At 69.8% G+C, this 16876-nt stretch carries 14 protein-coding genes; 1 reads left to right on the top strand and 13 read right to left on the bottom strand.

Going from position 1 to position 16876, the window contains the following annotated elements; translation table 11 throughout:
* Nucleotides 1-18: 18 nt before the first annotated feature.
* From mrdA to P3T35_RS03475, 9 genes are all read right to left on the bottom strand, one after another.
* Nucleotides 19-2253, bottom strand: a complete 2235-nt coding sequence (gene mrdA / locus P3T35_RS03515; RefSeq protein WP_101380295.1) for a penicillin-binding protein 2 — start codon at nucleotides 2251-2253, stop codon at nucleotides 19-21.
* Nucleotides 2254-2290: 37 nt separating this feature from the next.
* Entirely contained in the window at nucleotides 2291-2911 is a 621-nt protein-coding gene (gene mreD / locus P3T35_RS03510) for a rod shape-determining protein MreD (protein WP_101380296.1), read from the bottom strand.
* Between the two features lie 3 nt (nucleotides 2912-2914).
* Entirely contained in the window at nucleotides 2915-3892 is a 978-nt protein-coding gene (gene mreC / locus P3T35_RS03505) for a rod shape-determining protein MreC (protein ID WP_101380297.1), read from the bottom strand.
* 47 nt (nucleotides 3893-3939) lie between these two features.
* Nucleotides 3940-4965, bottom strand: a complete 1026-nt coding sequence (locus P3T35_RS03500; RefSeq protein ID WP_101384998.1) for a rod shape-determining protein — start codon at nucleotides 4963-4965, stop codon at nucleotides 3940-3942.
* 355 nt (nucleotides 4966-5320) lie between these two features.
* On the bottom strand, nucleotides 5321-5734 hold the full coding sequence (ndk, locus tag P3T35_RS03495) for a nucleoside-diphosphate kinase (protein WP_101380298.1): 414 nt from the start codon (nucleotides 5732-5734) through the stop codon (nucleotides 5321-5323).
* Between the two features lie 94 nt (nucleotides 5735-5828).
* Nucleotides 5829-6185 carry a DUF4233 domain-containing protein gene (locus tag P3T35_RS03490; protein ID WP_101380299.1) on the bottom strand — a complete coding sequence of 119 codons (357 nt, stop codon included), beginning with the start codon at nucleotides 6183-6185 and terminating at the stop codon, nucleotides 5829-5831.
* 1 nt (nucleotide 6186) lies between these two features.
* Nucleotides 6187-7554: a folylpolyglutamate synthase/dihydrofolate synthase family protein gene (locus P3T35_RS03485; RefSeq protein WP_280704451.1), complete on the bottom strand. Its 1368-nt coding sequence runs from the start codon at nucleotides 7552-7554 to the stop codon at nucleotides 6187-6189.
* A gap of 146 nt (nucleotides 7555-7700) precedes the next feature.
* Nucleotides 7701-8207, bottom strand: a complete 507-nt coding sequence (locus P3T35_RS03480) for a hypothetical protein (protein ID WP_143676797.1) — start codon at nucleotides 8205-8207, stop codon at nucleotides 7701-7703.
* 261 nt (nucleotides 8208-8468) lie between these two features.
* Nucleotides 8469-11150 (bottom strand): valine--tRNA ligase, encoded by a 2682-nt coding sequence (locus tag P3T35_RS03475; RefSeq protein ID WP_101380302.1) that lies wholly within the window; start codon nucleotides 11148-11150, stop codon nucleotides 8469-8471.
* 153 nt (nucleotides 11151-11303) lie between these two features.
* Between P3T35_RS03475 and P3T35_RS03470 the strand changes: the two genes are divergently transcribed.
* Nucleotides 11304-12143, top strand: coding sequence for a hypothetical protein (locus P3T35_RS03470; protein ID WP_101380303.1), 840 nt, complete (start codon nucleotides 11304-11306; stop codon nucleotides 12141-12143).
* A gap of 67 nt (nucleotides 12144-12210) precedes the next feature.
* On the opposite strand, the gene clpX is transcribed toward P3T35_RS03470, so the two are convergent.
* The 4 genes from clpX to tig all read right to left on the bottom strand — a co-directional run bounded on the left by clpX (nucleotide 12211) and on the right by tig (nucleotide 16690).
* A complete protein-coding gene (clpX, locus tag P3T35_RS03465; protein ID WP_101380304.1) occupies nucleotides 12211-13497 on the bottom strand; it encodes an ATP-dependent Clp protease ATP-binding subunit ClpX in 1287 nt (428 codons plus the stop codon).
* 268 nt (nucleotides 13498-13765) lie between these two features.
* On the bottom strand, nucleotides 13766-14422 hold the full coding sequence (locus P3T35_RS03460) for an ATP-dependent Clp protease proteolytic subunit (protein WP_101380305.1): 657 nt from the start codon (nucleotides 14420-14422) through the stop codon (nucleotides 13766-13768).
* A gap of 56 nt (nucleotides 14423-14478) precedes the next feature.
* Nucleotides 14479-15096: an ATP-dependent Clp protease proteolytic subunit gene (locus P3T35_RS03455; RefSeq protein WP_280704447.1), complete on the bottom strand. Its 618-nt coding sequence runs from the start codon at nucleotides 15094-15096 to the stop codon at nucleotides 14479-14481.
* A gap of 193 nt (nucleotides 15097-15289) precedes the next feature.
* Nucleotides 15290-16690, bottom strand: coding sequence for a trigger factor (gene tig, locus P3T35_RS03450; protein ID WP_101380306.1), 1401 nt, complete (start codon nucleotides 16688-16690; stop codon nucleotides 15290-15292).
* Nucleotides 16691-16876 lie beyond the last annotated feature (186 nt).

Raw genomic sequence — 16876 nt, 5'->3', positions numbered from 1 at the left:
AGGAGCTGTAGGAGGAGGTCACGCCCGGCTCCTTCCGTAGCCGTTGCCGTTGCCGTAGCCGTTGCCGGTGGGCTCGGTGGCGGCCAGGTCGGCGGCGAACGCCGGCTGGGCGGGCTGCGGCAGCGGCGGGTAGTCGAAGGAACCGGTGGCGTACGCGGCCTGGTTGAGGATCGCGGTGCCGTCCGGGTTGAACTTGGGCAGCTGGGTCTGCGGGGTCGGCAGCAGCGCCTTGGTGTTGTCGATGCCGCCCTTGTCGTCCACGCCGTAGAGCGCCTGGTAGATCTTGCGGACCGCGTCACCGGCACCGCCGGAACCGGTACCGGCCTGACTGATCGTCATCACCACGGCGTAGTCGTTGCTGTAGGTGGCCAGCCAGGAGGTGGTCTGCTTGCCGTAGACCTCGGCGGTACCGGTCTTGGCGTGCAGCTGGATCTTGTCCTGCGGCCAGCCGGCGAACTTCCAGGCCGCGGTGCCCTCGGTGATGACGCCGGCGGTGGCCTGGTTGATGTACTGCAGGGTCTTCTGGTCGTCCGGCAGCTTGCCGGACACCACCGGAGCGATGTTGCGGACCAGCTGGCCGCTCGGGGTCACGATCGCCTTGGCCACCGACGGCTGGTAGAGCGTGCCGCCGTTGGAGAGCGCCGAGTAGATCCGGGCCATCTGCAGCGGGGTGACCAGGGTGTCGCCCTGGCCGATCGCGTAGTTGACCGAGTCACCGGCGCGCATCACGTTGCCGTCGACGCAGTTCTCCCTGGCGATCTGGGTGGCGAAGTCGGTCGCGCCGCTCTGCGCCTGCTTGCACCAGGCGTCCTTGTTGGCGTCGTAGAAGTCCTGCTTCCACTGGCGGTCCGGCACCCGGCCGGGCACCTCGGCGGGCAGGTCGATGCCGGTCTTGGCACCCAGGCCGAACTGGTGCGCGGTCTTGTAGAACCAGTCGGCGGGGTTCTTCGGGTGGATCCCGCCGTCCTTCATCCACTGGTCGTAGGACAGGCCGTAGAAGACGGTGTCGCAGGAGATCTCCAGCGCCTTCTCCAGCGAGATGTCACCGAAGCTCTCGCCCTCGAAGTTCTTGAACTCGCGACCGCCGATGGTCATGCTCGGCGGGCAGCCGTAGTGCCCGTCGAGCGAGTAGCCGGCCGCGACGGCGGCCGAGGTGGAGACCACCTTGAAGGTGGAGCCGGGTGCCCACTGACCCTGTATGGCCCGGTTCAGCAGCGGGTAGTTGGAGTCCTGGCTGGTCAGGTTGGCGTAGTCCTTGGCCGAGATGCCGCCGACCCAGATGTTGGGGTCGTAGGTCGGCGCGCTGGCCATCGCGATGATCCGGCCGGTGTGCACGTCCATCACCAGGGCCGCGCCGGAGTCGGCCTCGAAGTTCTTGTTGGTCTCGGTGTCGAACTGCTTGCGGGCGTCGTTCATGGCCTGCACCAGGTTGTCCTCGACGACCTTCTGCACCCGGGAGTCGATCGAGGTGACCACGTTGTTGCCGGGCTGGGCCGGGGTGGTGCCGGCACTGCCGATCACCCGGCCGAGGTTGTCCACCTGCAGCCGGTCCACGCCGGTGGTGCCGCGCAGATCGCTGTCGTACACCGCCTCCAGGCCGGCCCGGCCGATCTGGTCGGACGGCAGGTACTTGTCCTTGCCGGTCTTGTCCGCGGTCTTGCTGACCTCGTCGTCGGTGACCGGCGAGAGGTAGCCGAGCACCTGGGCGGCATTGGCCCCGTCCGGGCCCGGGTACTGGCGCAGCGCGGTGGGCTGCGCGGTGATCCCGGGGAAGTCCTCGCGGCGCTCCATTATCTGCATCGCCTGCTGGGTGGTGGCCTGGTCGGTCACCGGGATCGGCTGGTAAGGCGAACCGTTCCAGCAGGGCTGCGGGGTCTTGGAGTCGCAGAGCCGCACCTTGTCGGAGACGTCCTTGGTGCTCATCCCGAGCACCTGGGCCAGCCGGCCCAGCACCGCCTTGCCGCGGTCCTTCTGCTCCAGCAGCGAGGTGCGCGAGACCGAGACCACCAGCTTGGTCTGGTTGCCCGCGAGCACCTTGCCGTTGGCGTCCAGGATCTCGCCGCGCACCGCCGGGTCGACCACCTCGCGGATCTGGTTGCTGGAGGCCTTCGCCGTGTACTCGCTGCCGTTGCGGATCTGCAGGTACCAGAGCCGCCCGCCCAGGGTGGCGAGCAGCGACAGCACCAGGATCTGCAGCACCACCAGACGGATCGTCAGCCGGCGGGTGCGGCCGGTCTCCGGGATGTTGCTCACGGCTGAGGACTCCCCAGGGTCGAACGGGCGGATCGGATCAGGACTTGACGCCGAGCTTCTTGCGGATGGACGGCCCCACCGAGGAGGCGTGCCGGGTGGTGCGGTAGCGGGCGATGGTGCCCAGGCCCGGCCCGGTCACCTCGCCGTCGAGCCCGACACCGCCGAACCGGCGGCCCAGCAGCATCACGGCCGGCACCGCGAAGGGCGCCAGCAGCACGTCGTACAGCAGCGCGCTGAACACCAGCCCGGGGAGCCCGACATGGCGCGCCGCGGTGTCCCCCACCAGGGCGCCGACCAGCGCGTAGAGCACGGTGGAGACCACCGCCGAGCCGGCCACCACCAGCAGCGGGCCCAGCACCGAGCGCTGCCGCCCGGGCTCGGCGCGCAGCAGGCCGGCCGCGTAGCCCATCAGGCAGAGCACCAGTGCGTAGCGGCCGATCGCGTGGTCGGAGGGCGGCGCCAGGTCGGCCAGCAGGCCGCCGAAGAAGCCGGTCAGGCTGCCGCCCATCGGTCCGAAGACCAGCGCCAGGCCGACCACCACGAGCAGCAGCAGGTCCGGGGTGGCGCCGGGCAGTTGCAGCCGCCCTAGCACGCTGACCTGGACCACCAGGGCGACCAGCAGCAGGACGGCGGCCAGCACGGTTCGCTTGATGACCATCGGTCAGTTCCCCCCGGGGACGGAGCTCGGCTGGGCGGGCGATGCTGAACCGGCGGGCGAGGCGGAACCGGCGGGCGAGGCCGGCGGCTGGGCCTGGGCCGCCGGGCTCGGGGTGTTGCTGGGCACCGGCGGCAGCACCGAGTCACGCGGGTCGGTGCGCGGCGGGACCACCACCACGCCGACCAGGTCCAGCCGGGTGAACGAGACGAACGGCTGGACCAGCACGGTCTTGGTGAGCGCGTCGGGGGTGGCCTGGACCTGCAGCACCTTGCCGACCGGCACCCCGGGCACGAACGGGCGGCCGCTCTGCGAGCCGAAGGTGACCAGCCGGTCGCCCGGCTTGACCTGGGCCTTGCCGTTGAGCAGTTCGACCTTCATGGGGCTGGCGCCCTGGCCGGCCGCGAAGCCGATCTCGCCGCTGCCCTCCATCCGGGTGCCGGCGGTGAAGCCGGGGTCGGTGGCGAGCAGCACGGTGGCGGTGGTGCGGGCCACCGTGGTGACCCGGCCGACCAGGCCCTCGCCGTTGATCACCGTCATGTCGCGCTGCACGCCGTCGTCGCTGCCGGCGTCGATGGTGATGGTCCAGGAGAAGCCCTGGGCGGCACCGATGGCGATCACCTGGGCGGCCTTGATGGTGTATCCGCCGGTGCCGGCGGTGCGCAGCAGGTCGTCCAGCTGCTTGGTGCGGCCGGCGGCCATGTCGGAGGAGGCGAGCCGCTGGCGCAGCTCGGTGTTCTCGTTGCCGACCTGGTCGAGGCGCTGCTGCATGGTGCCCGAGTCTCGGATCGCCCGGATGGTGCGGGCTATCGGGTCGACGGCCCCCGCCGCGCCGCGCTCCGCCGGGCCGAGCAGGCCGGCGGCGGTCTTGCGGGCGCCGTTCAGCGGGGAGCTCTCACCGCCCTTGATGTCGACGGTGATCAGGGCGAAGGCGACGGCCACCAGCAGGATGAGCAGCAGTCGGCTCTCTCGTGTGTCCCTCACGGCGCTGGGGCTGCCCCTCTTCTTGAGTAGGTGCTTCGTTCGTGGTCTTAACGACGCGGCTGGGCGTCCAGTACCTGCTGCAGCGCCTCGAACTCCTCGACGCAGCGGCCGGAGCCGAGCACCACCGAGTCCAGCGGGTTCTCGGCGATGTGGATCGGCATGCCGGTCTCGCGGCGCAGCCGCTCGTCCAGGCCGCGCAGCAGGGCGCCGCCGCCGGTGAGCACCACGCCGCGGTCCATCACGTCGCCCGCCAGCTCCGGAGGGCACTGGTCGAGGGTGGTCTTCACGGCGTCGATGATCGAGTTGACCGGCTCGTCGATCGCCGCGCGGACCTCGGCGGCGGAGATCACCACGGTCTTCGGGAGTCCGCTGACCAGGTCGCGGCCGCGGATCTCGGCGTGCTCGTCCTTCTCGTCCTCGCCGCCGTGGGCCGAGCCGATGCTCATCTTGATCTGCTCGGCGCTGCGCTCGCCGAGCAGCAGCGAGTACTCCTTCTTGATGTGCTGGACGATGGCGTTGTCCAGCTCGTCGCCGGCCACCCGGATGGACTGGGCGGTGACGATGCCGCCGAGGGAGATCACGGCGACCTCGGTGGTGCCGCCGCCGATGTCGACCACCATGTTGCCGGTGGCCTCGTGGACCGGCAGGCCGGCGCCGATGGCGGCGGCCATCGGTTCCTCGATGATGTGCACCTGGCGGGCGCCGGCCAGGTGGCTGGCCTCGACCACGGCCCGGCGCTCGACGCCGGTGATGCCGCTGGGCACGCAGACCACCACGCGCGGGCGGGCCAGGTAGCGACGGCGGTGGATCTTCTGGATGAAGTAGCGCAGCATCCGCTGGGTGATCTCGAAGTCGGCGATCACGCCGTCCTTGAGAGGGCGGATGGCGATGATGTTGCCGGGCGTGCGCCCGATCATCTTCTTGGCCTCGGAGCCGACCGCGAGGATGCCACCGGTGTTGGTGTTGACCGCCACGACTGACGGCTCGTTCAGGACGATGCCCTTGCCCCTGACGTACACCAGCGTGTTGGCAGTGCCGAGGTCGATCGCCAGATCACGGCCGATGAACGACAGGTTGTTGGCCATGGGGTATGGAACGCCTTCCCGAAGTAAACGTCTTGGGCAGGGGATTGTGCCTCACGCGGACAGCGGCGAACGGCGTGAGGTGCGCCGGCGGACACGTGGACCGCGAGTCGCCTCCATCGTAGCCAGGCCCGGCGAACTCGTCGGCGGGGTGGGCATGGTGTCCATTCTCCGTTGCCGAACCGCTTCTCACGGCATTGGGACGCCGTGTCGGGACATCCAGTTCCATATATGACGATCGGAATCCCACTGTTGGCTGAGCCGGGTCGCCCTGACTCGATCCGGCTCAGCCATTCTGACGGGCCGTCAGCGGAAAGCCCGAGGGGCCATCCGCGCTGCGAAAGGCTCAGGCGTGCGCGGGGAAGAAAATCTTGATCTCGCGCTCGGCCGACTCGGGCGAGTCGGACGCGTGGATCAGGTTCTCGCGGGTGATGGTCGCGTAGTCGCCGCGGATGGTGCCGGGGCCGGCCTGCAGCGGGTCGGTGGCTCCGGCCAGGCCGCGGATGCCGGGGATCACGTTCTCGCCCTCGACGATCAGCGCGATCGACGGGCCGGAGGTCATGAACTCCAGCAGCGGCTCGTAGAACGGGCGGCCGACGTGCTCCGCGTAGTGGACCTCCAGGGTGGCCCGGTCGAAGGTGCGCAGCTCCATCGCGGTCAGCTGCCAGCCGGCCTTGCGCTCGATCCGGCTGATGATCTCGCCGGCCAGGCCGCGGCGGACGGCGTCGGGCTTGAGCAGGACGAGGGTGCGCTGGGACACGGTGCGGCTCCAGTGAGGATCGGGGGAACGAGAAATCGGGGGCGGGTACCACCCGGGTACTGCCGCCCAGAGGCTACCTTGCGTGAGCGAACACTCAGGCGTCGGCGGTGGCGGCCGCCCGGGCCGCCTGGCTGCGCTGTTCCTTGATGGCGTCGATCTTGCGCCCGTAGTGCACCGAGCACCACCACAGTCCGGCGAAGATCACGCCCAGCCCGTACATGGTGGGGAGCAGCAGCCCGCCGGCGATCAGGGCCAGCTGCAGCGCCCAGCCGATCGCCACCGCGCCCGGCCGGGTGATCACCCCGCAGAGCAGCACGCAGAGCAGCATGGCGATGCCGCTGACGGTCCAGATCAGCCCGGTGGAGACGTCCGTCATCCGCATCGCGACACAGGCCGCGAAGAGGATCACGAAGACCTCGCCGATCAGCGTGGAGGAGCAGAGGGTGCGCATCTCACTTCTTCCCGAGCAGCAGGCGGGCCTCGCCCACCGTGATCACAGACCCGGTGACCAGGACTCCGGCCCCGCCCAGGTCGCCTTCCTCCTCGGCGAGCGTCACGGCGGCGTCGATCGCGTCGTCCAACCGCGGCTCGACGACCACCCGGTCCTCACCGAACACCTCGACCGCCTGGGCGGCCAGGCTGTCCACGGCCATCGCCCGGTGGGTGGAGTTCTGGGTGACCACCACCTCGGCCAGGATCGGCTCGAAGGCCTCCAGCACGCCGGTCACGTCCTTGTCGCCGCTGGTGCCGATCACGCCGATCAGCCGGGTGAAGCCGAAGGCCTCGCTGACCGCGGCCGCGGTGACCCGGGCGCCCTCGGGGTTGTGGGCGGCGTCCAGCAGGATGGTGGGGCTGCGCCGCACCACCTCCAGGCGGCCGGGCGAGGAGACCCCGGTGAAGGCCTGGCGGACCTTGTCGATGTCCAACCGGCCCTGGCGGGCCGCACCGACGCCGAAGAAGCCCTCCACGGCGGCCAGCGCCAGGGCCGCGTTGTGCGCCTGGTGCTCGCCGTGCAGCGGGATGAAGATGTCCTCGTACTCGGCGCCGCCCAGGCCGCGCAGCGTCAGCAGCTGCCCGCCGACCGCGACCTCGCGGTGCAGCACGCCGAACTCCATGCCCTCGCGGGCCACCGTGGCGTCCACCTCGACGGCCCGCTTGAGGATCGTCTGGGCTGCGTCCAGCGGCTGCTGGGAGACCACGGCGAGGGCGCCGGGCTTGATGATCCCGGACTTCTCCACGGCGATCTCACCGGTGGTGCTGCCGAGCTTGTCGGTGTGGTCCAGCGAGATCGGGGTGATCACCGAGACCGCCGCGTCGATCACATTGGTGGCATCCCAGCTGCCGCCCATGCCGACCTCGATCACGGCCACGTCGACCGGGGCGTCGGCGAACGCGGCGTAGGCCATGCCGGTGAGCACCTCGAAGAAGGAGAGCGCGACCGGCTGCTGCTCGTCGACCATCCGGATGTAGGGCTCGATGTCCCGGTAGGTCTCGGCGAACTTGTCCTCGCTGATCGGCCGCCCGTCCAGGCTGATCCGCTCGGTCACGGACTCCACGTGCGGGCTGGTGTACCGACCGGTGCGCAGCTCGAAGGTGTTCAGCAGCTGCTCGATCATCCGGGCGGTGGAGGTCTTGCCGTTGGTCCCGGTGATGTGGATGGTCGGATAGGCACGCTGGGGCTCACCCAAAATGTCCATCAGCGCCCGGATCCGGTCCAGACTGGGCTCGATCTTGTTCTCAGGCCAGCGCTTGGCCAGCTCGATCTCGATCTCCCGCAGACCGGTCACCGGCTCGGCGGGGTCCGCGCCCTCGGGGCGGATGGTGTACGGGTTCGGCTCCGCGCTGCTGCTCACGCGGCCCAGTCTACGGAGTGCGCCCGGCGCCGCGACGCGCCGGGGCGGCGGCACCCGGACCCCTCCCCCAAGCTCCGGCCACACATGGGCAAAGAATCGGCAAAGCCTGCGGCTCAGACTCCGACCGGGACCGCGGCGTGACGCGCCCTCAGCTCGTCCACCACGGCGTCGACCTCGGCCTCGGGCACCAGCGGCAGCATCATCGCCACGCCTTGCAGCAGGCCGCCGAGCAGGAACGTGGTGTCGGCGGTGCCGGCCACCAGCGCACGCACGACGGCCGCGTCGCCCCCGCGCACCGCCTCGATCAGCCGGGCCGCGTCCACCGACTCCTCGTCCACCGCGACCCCGACCTCACCCTGCGGCGCCCGGCGGGCCAGCCCGCGCAGCACCCGGTCGCCGACCTCGGGGGCATAGGCCTTGCGCACCGCCTCGGCGGCGATCCAGGTGAGCAGGGTGACCACCGCGCGCTCGTCCTCCTCGGCGAGCAGCTCGTCCAGTTCCTGGTCGAAGGCGAGCTGGTTGCCGTGCCGGAAGGCCAGCAGCAGGGTCGCGGCCCGGCCCCTGGCCTCCTCGACCCGCTGAGCGGGGAGTTCGCCGGCCATTGTCTGCGTTCGCGTCATGCCTTGTCTTCCCGTCGCCGCCGTTGATCGGGACCGCCATTGAGCGCGGTCACCGCCGATCGCAACTGCAGCTCACCGTATACGGCGAACCTTCCAAGAACACCGAAACATGGCCGAGTGTTGTTCCCCGAGAATGCGAATCCGATCATTTTCTGGCGGTCGGTGGAATTCGGCTGCTAATCGGTCTGAGAAGCCTCCGGAAACGGCCGAGGCCGCACCCGCCGGAGCGGGTGCGGCCTCGGGACGCGCGATCGGGGCCGGTCAGGCCTCGGGCAGCGCGGCGAGCTGCGCGGTGATCCGGGTGATGTCCACCTCGGCGGCGGTCTGCCGGGCCCGGATCTTCACCACCACGTCCTCCGGAGCCTTGGCCAGGAAGCCCTCGTTGCCGAGCTTGCCGCTGGTCTGGGCCAGCTCCTTCTGGGCGGCCGCGAGGTCCTTCGCGAGGCGCTTGCGCTCGGCGGCCACGTCGATGGTGCCGGACAGGTCCAGCGAAACCGTGGCACCGGCCACCACCAGCGAGGCGGTCGGCGCGAAGCCCTCGGCCGGCTCGGTGAGGCGCAGCAGCGAGCGGATCGCCTCCTCGTGGGCGGCCAGCCGGGTGCCCGTCAGATCCAGGGCGGCCGGGACCTTCTGGCCCGGCTTCAGGCCCTGGTCGGAGCGGAAGCGGCGGACCTCGGTGACCACCTGCTGCACGGTGGCGATCTCGGCCGAAGCCTCCTGGTCGCGGTAGCCGCTGTCCTTCGGCCAGGCGGCGACCACCACCGACTCGGCGCCGGTCAGCGCCGTCCAGAGGGCGTCGGTGACGAACGGCACCACCGGGTGCAGCAGCCGCAGCATCACGTCCAGCACCTCGCCGAGCACCCGGCGGGCCGCGTCGGCCTGCGGGCCGCCCTTGGCCAGGGTGGTCTTGGAGAGCTCGAGGTACCAGTCGAAGACCTCGTCCCAGGCGAAGTGGAACAGCGCGTCGGAGAGCTTGGCGAACTGGTAGTCGTCGTAGAGCGCGTCGACCTGGGCCACGGTCTCGTTGAGGCGGGACAGGATCCAGCGGTCGGCCGCGGTCATCTCCTCGGGGGCCGGCAGCGGTCCCTCGAGGGTGGCGCCGTTCATCAGCGCGAACCGGGTGGCGTTCCAGATCTTGTTGCAGAAGTTGCGCGAGCCCTTGACCCAGTCCTCGCCGATCGGCACGTCGGCGCCCGGGTTGGCACCGCTGGCCAGGGTGAACCGGACCGCGTCGGCACCGTAGGCGTCCATCCAGTCCAGCGGGTCGACCGCGTTCGGGTTGGACTTGGACATCTTCTTGCCGAACTCGTCGCGGACCAGACCGGTCAGCGCCACGGTGTGGAACGGCGCCTCGCCGTCCATCGCGTACAGGCCGAACATCATCATCCGGGCGACCCAGAAGAAGATGATGTCGTGGCCGGTGAGCAGCACGTCGGTGGCGTAGAACTTCTCCAGGTCCGGGGTCTGCTCGGGCCAGCCGAGGGTGGAGAACGGCCACAGGCCGCTGGAGAACCAGGTGTCCAGGACGTCCGGGTCCTGGGTCCAGCCCTCGCCGGTGGGCGCCGCGTCGTCCGGTCCGACGCAGACGACCTCGCCGTTCGGGCCGTAGAAGACCGGGATCCGGTGGCCCCACCAGAGCTGGCGGGAGATGCACCAGTCGTACATGTTGTCGACCCAGTCGAAGTAGCGGCGCTCCAGCTCCTTCGGGTGGATCTGCACCCGGCCGTCCCGGACCGCGTCGCCGGCCGCCTGGGCCAGCGGCTCGACCTTGACCCACCACTGCAGCGACAGGCGCGGCTCGACGACGGTGTGGCAGCGCGAGCAGTGGCCCACCGCGTGCATGTAGGGGCGCTTCTCGGCGACGATCCGGCCCTGCTCGCGCAGCGCGCCGACCACGGCCGAGCGGGCCTCCAACCGGTCCAGGCCGAGGAACGGGCCGTGCACGGTGATCGCGCCGTGCTCGTCCATCACGGTCAGGCTGGGCAGGTCGTGGCGCTGGCCGATGGCGAAGTCGTTGGGGTCGTGCGCCGGGGTCACCTTGACGGCGCCGGTGCCGAACTCCGGGTCGACGTGGGTGTCGGCGACCACCGGGATCTCACGGTCCGTCAGCGGCAGCTTGATGGTGCGGCCGATCAGGTGCTGGTAGCGCTCGTCGTCCGGGTGGACGGCGACCGCGGTGTCGCCCAGCATCGTCTCGGCCCGGGTGGTGGCGACCACGATGGAGTCGCCCCCCCGTCGCCCACCGCCACCCTCTTCCGAGTCGCTTCGCTCCGCCCCCTCGATGTCGCCGTAGCGGATCGAGACCAGCTCGCCGGGGCTGTCCTCGTGCTCCACCTCGATGTCGGAGAGCGCGGTCAGGCAGCGCGGGCACCAGTTGATGATGCGCTCGGCACGGTAGATCAGGCCGTCGTCGAAGAGCTTCTTGAAGATGGTCTGGACGGCCTTGGACAGGCCCTCGTCCATGGTGAAGCGCTCCCGGCTCCAGTCCACGCCGTCGCCGAGGCGGCGCATCTGGCCGAGGATCTTGCCGCCGTAGTTCTCCTTCCACTCCCAGACCTTCTCGACGAAGGCCTCGCGGCCCAGGTCGTGCCGGGACAGGCCGGACTCGGCGAGCTGCTGCTCCACCTTGTTCTGGGTGGCGATGCCGGCGTGGTCCATGCCCGGCAGCCAGAGCGCCTCGTAACCCTGCATCCGCTTACGGCGGGTCAGGGCGTCCATCAGGGTGTGCTGGAAGGCGTGGCCCAGGTGCAGGGCACCGGTGACGTTCGGCGGCGGGATGACGATGGTGTACGGGGGCTTGTCGCTCTTGGCGTCGGCCTCGAAGTAACCGCGGGCTACCCAGCGCTCGTACAGCTCGCCCTCTACCTCGCCGGGGGCGTAGGTCGTCGGAAGGGTGGCTGCGTTGTCCCCGGACGGGTGGTCGGCGGGGCGCTGGTTCGTCATGTCGGTCACGACACACAGTTTACGGAACCGCGCGGGCCCCCGAGCACGTCGGTGCCGTACGGTAGCGTGCCGTGCCTCGACCGGGGATCCGGGTCGCCGGATCAGCCCGGCGGGCGGACCGCACCGGCGAGTGATTTCTGGGAGGGAACGCCGATGTCCGAGCAGAACCCGTTCGGTGCGCCGCCACCGCCCGCCTCCGGCTACGGCCAGGGCGGCTACGGCCACCCCGCCCCAAACTACGGGCAGTCCGGCGGGTTCGGGCAGCCGCCGGCGTACCAGCAGCCGGGCGGCTACGGCCAGCCCCCGGCCTACGGTCCGGTGCCGCCCCAGCCGCAGCCCCAGCCGGCCACCGGCTGGCCCGCCGCGGGCGGCTACCTCCCGCCGGCGCCGGCGCCCAAGAAGAGCCGCAAGGGCCTCGCCATCACCCTGGCCGCCGTGGTCGTCGCCATCGGCGTGGCGTCGGCGGTGCTGATGTCGGCGGTGGCCGACAAGGCCGCCAAGGAGGGCACCCAGAAGGTGGTGCTGCCGCAGTCGTTCCAGGGCCTGACCAAGGAGGACGGCAACCCGCTGGCCCAGAAGCTGAAGGACGCCTTCACCAGCGGCCAGTCGAACCAGAACCTGGACGGCGAGGTCGCCACCGTCTACAACAAGCTCCTCTCGGACCGCGCCGTGGTGGTCTACGGCGGCTACGGCAAGATCTCCTCACCGAGCGCCGAGGAGACCAGCTTCTGGAGCAGCTTCGAGCTGGCTGCCATCGGCAAGGGCGGCACGACCGGCCCGCGCACCCACCCCGACCCCGGCCCCAAGGGCGGCAGGATGAGCTGTGAGGACCTCACCACCAGCTCCAAGGAGACCGACGCGGTCTGCATCTGGGTGGACAACAGCTCGCTGGTGGCGATGCAGCAGACCACCCTCAAGAGCGGCCCGCCGACGCTCGACAAGGCCGCCTCCGACCTGCGCGCGTTCCGCGCGGTCGCCGAGGTGCCGAAGTAGCCCGAGCAGCACGAAGGGGCCCCGCGGATCCGCGGGGCCCCTTTCGCATCCGGCGACCGACGGAGCGTCAGGCGCTCTTGTCGCGCCGCTCGCGCTTGATCATGTCGCGCGGCACCAGGGTCGGGATGGCGTGCTTGGAGACGACGTCACCGGTGACGACGACCCGGGCGACGTCCTGACGCGACGGCACCTCGTACATCACCGACATCAGCACCTCCTCCATGATCGCCCGCAGGCCGCGCGCGCCGGTGCCGCGCAGGATCGCCTGGTCGGCGATCGCCTCCAGCGCGTCCCGGCTGAACTCCAGCTCCACGCCGTCCAGCTCGAAGAGCTTGCGGTACTGCTTGACCAGCGCGTTCTTCGGCTCGGTGAGGATCTGCAGCAGCGCCTCGCGGTCCAGGTTGTGCACGCTGGTGATCACGGGGAGGCGGCCGACGAACTCCGGGATCATGCCGAACTTGACCAAGTCCTCCGGCATCACCTGGCGGAAGTGGTCGCTGGCGTCGCTCTCCCGCTTGGACCGGATGGTGGCGCCGAAGCCGATGCCCTTGGCACCCGAGCGGCCCTCGATGATCCGCTCCAGACCGGCGAACGCACCGCCGACGATGAAGAGCACATTGGTGGTGTCGATCTGGATGAACTCCTGGTGCGGGTGCTTGCGCCCGCCCTGCGGCGGCACCGAGGCGGTGGTGCCCTCCAGGATCTTCAGCAGCGCCTGCTGGACGCCCTCGCCGGAGACGTCCCGGGTGATCGACGGATTCTCGCTCTTGCGGGCCACCTTGTCGATCTCGTCGATGTAGATGATCCCGGTCTCGGCCTTCTTGACGTCGTAGTCGGCCGCCTGGATCAGCTTCAGCAGGATGTTCTCGACGTCCTCGCCGACGTACCCGGCCTCGGTCAGCGCGGTGGCGTCGGCGATCGCGAACGGCACGTTCAGCATCCGGGCCAGGGTCTGCGCCAGCAGCGTCTTGCCGGAGCCGGTCGGGCCGAGCAGCAGGATGTTGGACTTGGCGAGCTCGATGGCGTCGTCGCGGTTGCCACCGCTGCGCCCGGCCTCGCCGGCCTGCACCCGCTTGTAGTGGTTGTAGACGGCCACCGAGAGGGCCTTCTTGGCGAGGTCCTGGCCGACCACGTACTGGTCGAGGAACTCGTAGATCTCGCGCGGCTTCGGGAGCTCCTCGAAACGCACCTCGGAGGACTCGGCGAGCTCCTCCTCGATGATCTCGTTGCAGAGATCGATGCATTCGTCGCAGATGTACACGCCTGGGCCGGCGATCAGCTTCTTCACCTGCTTCTGCGACTTGCCGCAGAACGAGCACTTGAGCAGGTCGCCACCGTCTCCGATGCGTGCCACGAGGTGCTTCCCCTTCGCCAGGGGCCCCGCGGGGGTTCCGGGGCCTGGTGCTGTGGACCCGACGGCCACCCCCAGCCGGGGCGCTCAGGTCTCGGTATCCGACGGTACTCTGCCAACTCACGGAATCGGCCGTCTTCGACTGCTCTGCCCTACGCCCTCGGCGAATTGATACCGAACAGATGCCGTCGTGTCGGGGCCGGAGCCCGGCAGGCGGGGCGTACCGGCTGGTACGCCCCGCCCGGGTGGAACTCGGGTGGTGCCACTCGGCTCAGTCGCCGAGCGAGGCCTTGCGGGTGGAGACGATCTGGTCGATCAGGCCGTACTCCAGGGCCTCCTCGGCCGTGAGGATCTTGTCGCGCTCGATGTCGTCGCGGACCTTCTCGATCGGCTGGTTGGAGTGCTTGGAGAGCATCTCCTCCAGCTGCTCGCGCATCCGGAAGATCTCCTTGGCCTGGATCTCCAGGTCGGAGACCTGGCCGCGGCCGGTCTCGGTGTACGGCTGGTGGATCAGGATCCGGGCGTTCGGCAGCGCGAGCCGCTTGCCGGGGGTGCCGGCCGCCAGCAGCACGGCGGCGGCCGAGGCGGCCTGGCCCATGCAGACGGTCTGGATGTCCGGCTTGACGTACTGCATGGTGTCGTAGATCGCGGTCAGCGCGGTGAAGGAGCCGCCGGGCGAGTTGATGTACATCTGGATCTCGCGATCCGGGTCCATCGACTCCAGGCAGAGCAGCTGGGCCATGATGTCGTTGGCCGAGACGTCGTCCACCTGCGAGCCGAGGAAGATGATGCGCTCCTCGAACAGCTTGGCGTACGGGTCGTACTCGCGGATGCCCTGCGAGGTGCGCTCGACGAAGCGCGGAACGATGTACCGGCCCTCGGCACGAGCGCCGAGGTACTCGCCGGCGGGAGTGTTGGGGAAGGTCATGGCGGGTTGGTCCTCCGGATGCGTTTCCGACGTGGTGGGGTGCTCGGCCAGGGCGGTCAGGCGCCGGTGCCGCCGCCGCCGGGAACATCCGCGGCGCTGTGCATGATGTCGTCGATCAGACCGTAGGCCTTCGCCTCTTCGGCGGTGAACCAGCGGTCGCGGTCGGAGTCCTTGGTGATCTGGTCGAAGGTCTGACCGCTGTGGTGCGCGATCAGCTCGGACATCCGGCGCTTCATCCGGAGCAGCTGCTCCGCCTGGATCCGGATGTCGGTCGCGGAGCCGCCCAGGCCCGCCGACGGCTGGTGCATCAGGATCTCGGCGTTCGGCAGCGCGAAGCGCTTGCCCGGGGTGCCCGCGGTCAGCAGGAACTGGCCCATCGAGGCGGCCATGCCCATGGCGATGGTGACCACGTCGTTCTTGATGTACTGCATGGTGTCGTAGATCGCCATGCCGGCCGTGATCGAGCCGCCCGGGGAGTTGATGTACAGGTAGATGTCCTTCTCCGGCTCGGCGGCCAGGAGGAGGAGCTGGGCGGTGATCTTGTTGGCGATGTCGTCGTCGACCTGCTGGCCGAGGAAGATGATGCGCTCGCCGAGCAGCCGGTTGTAGACCTGGTCGCCCAGGCCGCCGAGCACGTCACCACCGGCCGCGCGCGGCGTCATCAGGCCAGGCATCTGAATCTGCGGGAACGTCACTTAGCCACCTGCTCAGTCGGTTTAGCTTGCTTTCGTCGACCCTAACGCTCAGCCGGAGCCCGGGAATCCCTCACACAGAACTGTTCGCTGTCAGCGCAGGTGCCGTGGTACGGGAACGGGCCCGGACGCGTGCAGCGTCCGGGCCCGTTCAGGCGTCGCGTGGCGACCAGGCTCAGGCCTCGGTCGACTCGGTGCTCTCCTCGGCGGCGGCCTCGGTGGTGGCCTCGGCAGCAGTGTCCTCGGCCGCCTCGTCATCCTCGTCGAAGTTGACGACCTCACCGTTGCTGTCGGTCACCGTGGCGGCCTCGACCACCAGGGCCAGCGCCTTGCCCCGGGCGACCTCGCCGACCAGCAGCGGGACCTGCTGGTTGGAGACGATCTGCTGGGCGAACTGGTCCGGGGTCAGGCCGGAGCCGGCGGCGCGGCGGATCAGGTGCTCGGTGAGCTCCTGCTGGTCGACGCCCACCTCCTCCTTGGCCACGATCTCGTCCAGCACGAACTGGGTCTTGATGCCCTTCTTGGCCTGCTCCTCGGTGTCCGCGTCGAACTCCTCGACGGTCTTGCCCTGAGCGGCGAGGTAGCTCTCCAGCGTCTGGCCCATCGGCTGCAGCTGGTGGTGCTCCAGGTTGTGCTTGCGGGTCTCGACCTCGTCCTTGAGGAGCTTCTCCGGGAACTCGATCTCGATCTTCGCCAGCAGGGCGTCGAGGACCTTCTCCTGGGCCTGGGTGGCCTGGTCGAACTCCTTCATCCGGCCCAGTCGCTTGACCGAGTCGGCGCGCAGCTCCTCCAGGGTGTCGAACTCGCTGGCCAGCTGGGCGAACTCGTCGTCCAGCTCGGGCAGCTCCTTCTCCTGGACCGCGGTGACGGTGACGGTCACCTCAGAGCTGTTGCCGGCCTGGGAGCCGCCCTTGAGCTCGGTGGTGAAGGTCTTCGCCTCGCCGGCCGACAGGCCGATGACGGCCTCGTCGATGCCGTCCAGCAGGCGGCCGGAGCCGATCTCGTAGCTCACGCCGGTGGCGGTGCCGTCCTCCGGCACCTCACCGTCGACCTTGGCCTCCAGGTCCACCACGACGATGTCACCGGCGGCGGCGGCGCGCTCGACGTCCTTGACCGAGGAGAAACGCTCGCGCAGCTGCTCGAGCGACTTCTCGATGTCCTCGTCGGACACCGCGACGGCGTCGACCTCGACCGAGATCTCGGCGAAGTCGGGCAGGGTGATCTCCGGACGGACGTCCACCTCGGCGGTGAAGGTCAGGCCGTTGGCGTCGAGGTCCTCGACGCCCTTGATGTCCGTGATGTCGGGCTGACCGAGGACCTCGACCTTGTTGTCGTCGACGGCCTGCGTGTAGAAGCGCGGGAGGGCGTCGTTGACGGTCTCCTCCAGCACGGCAGCGCGGCCGAACCGCTGGTCGATGACCCGGTTCGGGATCTTGCCCTTCCGGAAGCCGGGAACCGTGACCTGCTGGTTGATCTTCTTGTACGCCGCGTCGAGGCTGGGCTTGAGCTCCTCGAAGGGCACCTCGACGGTGAGTCGAACCCGGGTCGGGTTCAGAGTCTCGACGGCGCTCTTCACGGTTAGGTCTCCTATGGGGCTTGCGGTCGGCTTGTCTGGTCCGGACCGAGTCCCCTCGCGGGGCCGCGGGCCGGGCAGACGGGTGATGAGCCACCTGGTGCGGCATCTCCCGTACGGGGTGGACGGCGAGCGACCCGGCCCCGGCTAGGGGCTGCTTGGGGACTCTGTCACCCTGGGCGGTCGGCC

Origin of the sequence: Kitasatospora sp. GP30, assembly GCF_029892145.1 — a bacterium.
GTDB lineage: Bacteria > Actinomycetota > Actinomycetes > Streptomycetales > Streptomycetaceae > Kitasatospora > Kitasatospora acidiphila.
This window is presented reverse-complemented; position numbering and strand designations above follow the sequence as displayed.